This is a genomic window from Phenylobacterium sp. (assembly GCF_037138395.1).
GTDB lineage: Bacteria > Pseudomonadota > Alphaproteobacteria > Caulobacterales > Caulobacteraceae > Phenylobacterium.
Genome location: NZ_JBAXIM010000165.1, coordinates 1 through 5,285 on the forward strand (window position 1 = coordinate 1; position 5,285 = coordinate 5,285).

The 5,285-nt window shown below is 66.9% G+C and carries 4 protein-coding genes; 2 read left to right on the top strand and 2 right to left on the bottom strand.

The window, feature by feature from the left end:
* Positions 1 to 93: 93 nt before the first annotated feature.
* Together WCJ52_RS11335 and WCJ52_RS11340 are read right to left on the bottom strand one after the other, a co-directional pair.
* Positions 94 to 1,659, bottom strand: a complete 1,566-nt coding sequence (locus WCJ52_RS11335) for a GMC family oxidoreductase (RefSeq protein ID WP_336903417.1) — start codon at positions 1,657 to 1,659, stop codon at positions 94 to 96.
* A gap of 1 nt (position 1,660) precedes the next feature.
* A complete protein-coding gene (locus WCJ52_RS11340) occupies positions 1,661 to 2,470 on the bottom strand; it encodes an SDR family oxidoreductase (protein ID WP_336903418.1) in 810 nt (269 codons plus the stop codon).
* 281 nt (positions 2,471 to 2,751) lie between these two features.
* Between WCJ52_RS11340 and WCJ52_RS11345 the strand changes: the two genes are divergently transcribed.
* Both WCJ52_RS11345 and WCJ52_RS11350 read left to right on the top strand, forming a co-directional pair.
* Entirely contained in the window at positions 2,752 to 4,623 is a 1,872-nt protein-coding gene (locus WCJ52_RS11345) for an FAD-dependent oxidoreductase (RefSeq protein WP_336903419.1), read from the top strand.
* Between the two features lie 9 nt (positions 4,624 to 4,632).
* Positions 4,633 to 5,285 (top strand): hypothetical protein (locus WCJ52_RS11350; RefSeq protein WP_336903420.1); only part of this gene is annotated, 653 nt, incomplete at its 3' end.

The following is a 5,285-nucleotide window of genomic DNA, read 5'->3' on the forward strand; positions in this document are numbered from 1 at the left end:
CTGTCGTCATGGCCGGGACCCCTACACCGGCCGGGGCGGGGATTGGAAGGGCGCGGTAGCCGTAGGGCGGGGCGAAACCGCCTCGCGGCGCGCCTATCTCAGCCGCTCGAGCAGATGGTCCCCCACCCGCATGGCGTTCGCAACCGTGGTCAGGGTGGGGTTCACCGCGGCGGAGGACGGGAAGAAAGAGGTATCGACGACATAGAGATTGTCGACTTCATGGGCCTTGCACCAGGGATCGAGCACCGAGCTCGTCGGGTCGGAACCAAAGCGGACGACGCCGCACTGGTGGGCCGTGCCGTAAAGGGGCAGGAGGCTGTCGAGCTGGACGTGGCGCTGGGAGATCGGATGGTGGTGGTCGGCGAAGCCGTCCAGTGAGGCCCGCAGGGTCTTCACCAGGCGCTCGTGACCGTCGAGGTTGTTGTGCTGGTAGGACAACCGGATCTGTCCGGTCGGGGTCAGGGTCACCCGGTTCCCGGGGAGGGGCAGGTCCTCCGAGATCACCATCATCGACAGGAGGCGCTCGGCCAGGGCGTTGGTGAAGACGTCGGGCACAAGGGACGGGGGCAGCCAGTCCGCGACCTGGCCCTCCAGGGTCTGGCCGTTCATGTACTCCAGCATCTGGATGTGCCCCATCGGGAAGTCGAACCCGCCGCGCGGGTCGCGATGGTAGAAGTCGTTCACAGCAAGGGTCTTGGGGAACCGGATGTCGGCCGGGGCCGCCGTGATCGACACCAGGGCGGTCAGGGTGTGGAACATGTAGTTGCGTCCGACCTGGTCTGAGCCATTGGCCAGGCCGTTCGGATGGGCGGCAGCGTGGGAGCGGAGCAGGAGGGCGGCCGTATTCACCGCCCCGGCCGCGGCGACGATGATGTCGCCCTCCCAGCGCTCTTCCTCACCGGCGACCTGGCAGACTGCGGCGGTGGCGGTCCGGCCGCTCGGGTCGGTCTCGATGCGCTCGACCTTGCGACCGGTCAGCAGGGTCACGTTCGGCAGGTCGAGAAGGGGCTCGATGGCCAGGGTCCGGGCGTCGCTCTTGGCCTTGAGGAGGCAGGGAAAGCCGCCGCAGGTGTGGCACTTGATGCAGGCTGAGGTGACCGGGTTGGCCTCATCCAGCTTCACCCCGACCGGCAGGTGGAAGGGTCTCCAGCCCTGGGCCTCCCAGTGATCCCGCAGGCGGGCGACCCCCGGGTCGTGATGGATGGGCGGATAGGCATAGGGCGGCTCGCCGCCGGACTCCGTAGGGTCGACGCCGCGTTCGCCGTGGACCTGCCAGAGGGTCTCGGCCTCGGCATAGTAGGGGGCCATGTCGGTCAGGCTGATCGGCCAGGCGAGGGACAGGCCCCCGGCGTGGCGGACCTCCTGGAAGTCGCTCTCCCTCAGCCGCATGAGGGCCGCGCCGTAAAAGGTCGTGTTGCCGCCCACCCAGTAGTGGGTGTTGGGGGTGAAGGGGCGGTCCTCGCTGTCCAGCCACTGTTCCCGGGTGCGATAGCGGTGGTCCACGAAAACGGCCTTGGCGTCCCAGTTCTCGGCCTCCCGGACCAGGTGCTCGCCCCGCTCGAGGATCAGGATCGACTTGCCGCTGGGCGCCAGCCTTTGCGCCAGGGTGGCGCCGCCGGCACCGGAGCCGATGATGATGACGTCGTAGCGCCGGGCCATGTCAGTCTCCCAGGTGATAGCGGGCGGACCCAGCCCGGACGACGGCCCGGACCAGCCCCCGGGGCAGATGGCTGAGCAGGGCCGCCGCCAGCCGATTGTGCCAGCCGGGGATGACCACCACCTTGCCCGCCTCGTTGCCGGCGATGGCCGCGGCCACCACCGTCTGCGCCGACTGCCAGAAGAGCCGCGGCGCATCTTCCATCAGGTGGGCGGTCGCATTGGCCTCGGCGAAGCCGGTGCGGGTGAAGCCCGGACAGACGGCGGTCACCTTCACCCCCCGGCCCCGGTATTCCGCATCCAGGGCCTCGGAGAAGGTCAGCATCAGGCTCTTGGCGCCCGGATAGAGGCTGTGGCCCGCCGCGCCGGGAGCAAAGGCGGCCAGGGAGGAAACATTGAGGATCCGCCCCGACCCTCGGGCCGCCATCCCGGGCAGGACCGCGTGGGCGAGGGCGCAGGGAGCAACCACCAGGGTCATGAGGAAGTCCCTCTGCCGCGCCCAGGACACCCCGGCAAAGCTCTGGGGAATCGAGAACCCGGCGTTGTTGACCAGGACGTCGACGGAGCGGCCAAGGGACTCCAGGGCCTCGAGGAGGGAGTGTTCGGCGTCCGGAACGCCCAGGTCGGCCGCCACGCAGGTGACCTCGACCCCATGCCGGGCGCCCAGCTCCGCCGCCAGGGCCTGCAGGCGGTCGAGGCGGCGCGCCGTGATCAGCAGGTCATGGCCACGCGCCGCATAGGCCCGGGCGAACTCCGCGCCGAGGCCGGAAGAGGCGCCGGTGATCAAAGCGAGGGGGCGTGGGGATGGGGTCATTCCCGACCCTCGCCCGCCAAGGCGGCGATCTCAAGGCAGGGATCTCATCCGCGTACGCGGGCATGAACGACCGGCGGGACGGGGACGTGGTGGTGTTTGCGGAAGTTCCGAGGCCATAGTCAGTTAGAGATCTGGGCAAACTCGGTTGGAGGAGATTGAGGGATGCGGTGGACGCGTTTGACATTTGGATTCGCACTCTTCGCGTCGCCATGCGCTGCCCAGGGGCTGGGGGGATGACCATGCGGGACAGGCTAGATCAAAGGCTGGGCCAAAGGTTGGGAATGTGCGCCAACATCGATCGGCGCGATCTGCTGGGCGGCGGCGCCATGCTGGCGGCACTGGGCCTGGCCGGGGGCGCCGCCAGGGCGGCGCAGGCGGCAACGGCAGTGCCGGGCCTGCCGCCAGGCTATTATCCACCCCTGCTGCACGGCCTGCGCGGCAGCGCGCCGGGCAGTTTTGAAGCCGCCCATGCCCTGCGCGACGGGCTGGCGCCCAAGGCCGGGGCGATAAACACCGGCGAACGCTTTGACCTGATCATCGTGGGCGCCGGCATGTCAGGCCTGTCCGCCGCCTGGTTCGCCCGCCAGCGCAACCCTAAGGCGCGCATCCTCATCCTCGACAATCACGACGATATTGGCGGTCATGCCCGGCGCAACGAATATTGGCTGAACGGCAAGCTGCACCTGCTGAACGGCGGCACCCTGCAAATCGACAGCCCGCGCCCCTACAGCGTCACAGCCGCCGGGCTGCTGGCCGCGCTGGGCATCCAGCCGACGAAGTTGCGGCAGGCGAGTTACCAGCCGACGATCTATCAGGGCCTGAAGAATGCGGTGTTTCTGAATTCTGCCTATTTCGGGCAGGATGCGCTGCTGGTTGGCACCCCCGCCGACGAGGGCGCCAGCGCGGCGGAGTGGGAAGCCTATCTGGCCAATGCCCCGCTGGATGCCGCCGCCCGCGCCGACATCATCCGCGTGCAGACTGACACGACCGACCTGCTGGCCGGGCAGGATGATGCCGGCAAGAAGGACTATCTGTCCCGCCTCAGCTGGCGGGACTGGCTGCTGAACCATCATCATATCGGCCCCACGGCCATGGCCTGGTATCAAAGCCGCACCCAGGGCGAATGGTGCGCGGGTGCCGATGCGGTCAGCGCGCTGGATGCCTGGGGCTTTGGCCTGCCGGGCTTTGCCGGGCTAGGGCTGCTGCCCAAATCGCATCCGCGCATGAGCTTCACCCCCGCCGGTTATGTGGAGGGCGGGTCAGACACGTTCCACTTCCCCGATGGCAACGCCAGCATCGCCCGGCTGCTGGTGCGGGCGCTGGTGCCCGGCAGCCTGCCCGGCACCACGCCGGAAGATGCGGTGACCGCGCGCCTGGATTATGCCCGCCTGGATGCGCCCGGCAACATGGTGAACATCCGGCTGAACAGCACGGTGCTGCACGCTGAAAACAGCGGTGATGGCGTTGCCGTCACCTGGATGACCAGCGGGCAAATGTTCGGCGCCCGCGCCGGCGGCTGTGTGCTGGCCTGCTGGAATGCCATGATCCCGCACCTGGTGCCCGACCTGCCGGCGGCGCAGGCCGCAGCCATGCACAGCCTGGTGAAGGGCCCGCTGGTCTATACCAGCGTGGCGGTGCGGCGTTGGCGACCACTGGTGCAGGCCGGGGTGTGGCGGGTGCGCTGCCCCGGCAGTTACTGGACCAGCGTTATGCTGAACTGGCCGATGGACATTGGCGATTACCGGACCGAGCGTGACCCTGACCAGCCCGCGCTGCTGTTCCTGGTCCGCACCCCCTGCGAGCCCGGCCTGTCGGAACATGACCAGGCCAAGGCGGGGCGCGCCGAATTGCTGGCAACGCCGTTCAGCACCTTCGAGCGGGAGATTCGCGCACAATTGCAGGCCATGTTTGGCCGCCATGGCCTGGATGTGACGCGCGACATCATGGCAATCACCGTCAACCGCTGGCCGCATGGCTATGCGCCGGAGTATAATTATCTGTGGCAACCCGAAGTGCCGCCCGACCAGATGCCGCACATCATCGCCCGGCAGCGCCATGGCCGCATCGCCATCGCCAATTCCGACAGCGGCAATGGCGCTTACACCGACATCGCCATCGACATGGCGGCACGCGCGGTGGCGGAACTGGGGTGAGGGTCAGCAGTGAAGCTAACCAAAGAAGGCGAAAGGTATCGTGAGGCGTCAGGGACGGAGCCCGACAAGGCGAAGACCTATTACCGCTATCGGAAAAGCCTTGGCTTCGAGGTCATGGACATCAAGTTCGTGGCGACGAGCAGAACCGTCATCAACGCTGAGAGCAGGCCTAGCCTTCTCGCCCACGAGCGCGATGGTGAGCGGTTGAGAATATCAGGAAGCCTCCGTTACGGCTGGAGCCGATCCCTCGGCTTCATATCGGAAGACGGGGTCCGTTCCTACGAGGGCGAGTTGGTCCTTCAGGTCCATGATGACGAGGAGAAGCTCGGGGGCTTTCTGTCTCACTTTCGTGCGCGCGAGAACGAGGCCGACATGATCTTCCTGGTCATTAACTTGTCCAGAGAACGTGTTAATTGGCTCTGGGCACGGTGGCTGGAGCGCTCCAGCGTCATGATGGGGCTCGAGATTGAATTCGAGGGCTGGCGGAATTCGTTTGAGGAACAATTCTACGCGTTCGACGACCCGCAGACGATCTACCTTGAGCCTCAGAAGCCTCATGAATACGAGGGCGGCAGGACCGATCTGCTTTCCTTCGAATTCACGGTGCAACCTGTTGACGAATTCACGGCGCAACCTATTGAGCCGATGGATTCGTCTAAGCC

Coding starts and splice junctions, on each gene's coding strand:
- WCJ52_RS11340 (WP_336903418.1), bottom strand. CDS start 2,470: ATGACCCCATCCCCACGCCCCCTCGCTTTGATCACCGGCGCCTCTTCC.
- WCJ52_RS11335 (WP_336903417.1), bottom strand. CDS start 1,659: ATGGCCCGGCGCTACGACGTCATCATCATCGGCTCCGGTGCCGGCGGC.
- WCJ52_RS11345 (WP_336903419.1), top strand. CDS start 2,752: ATGTGCGCCAACATCGATCGGCGCGATCTGCTGGGCGGCGGCGCCATG.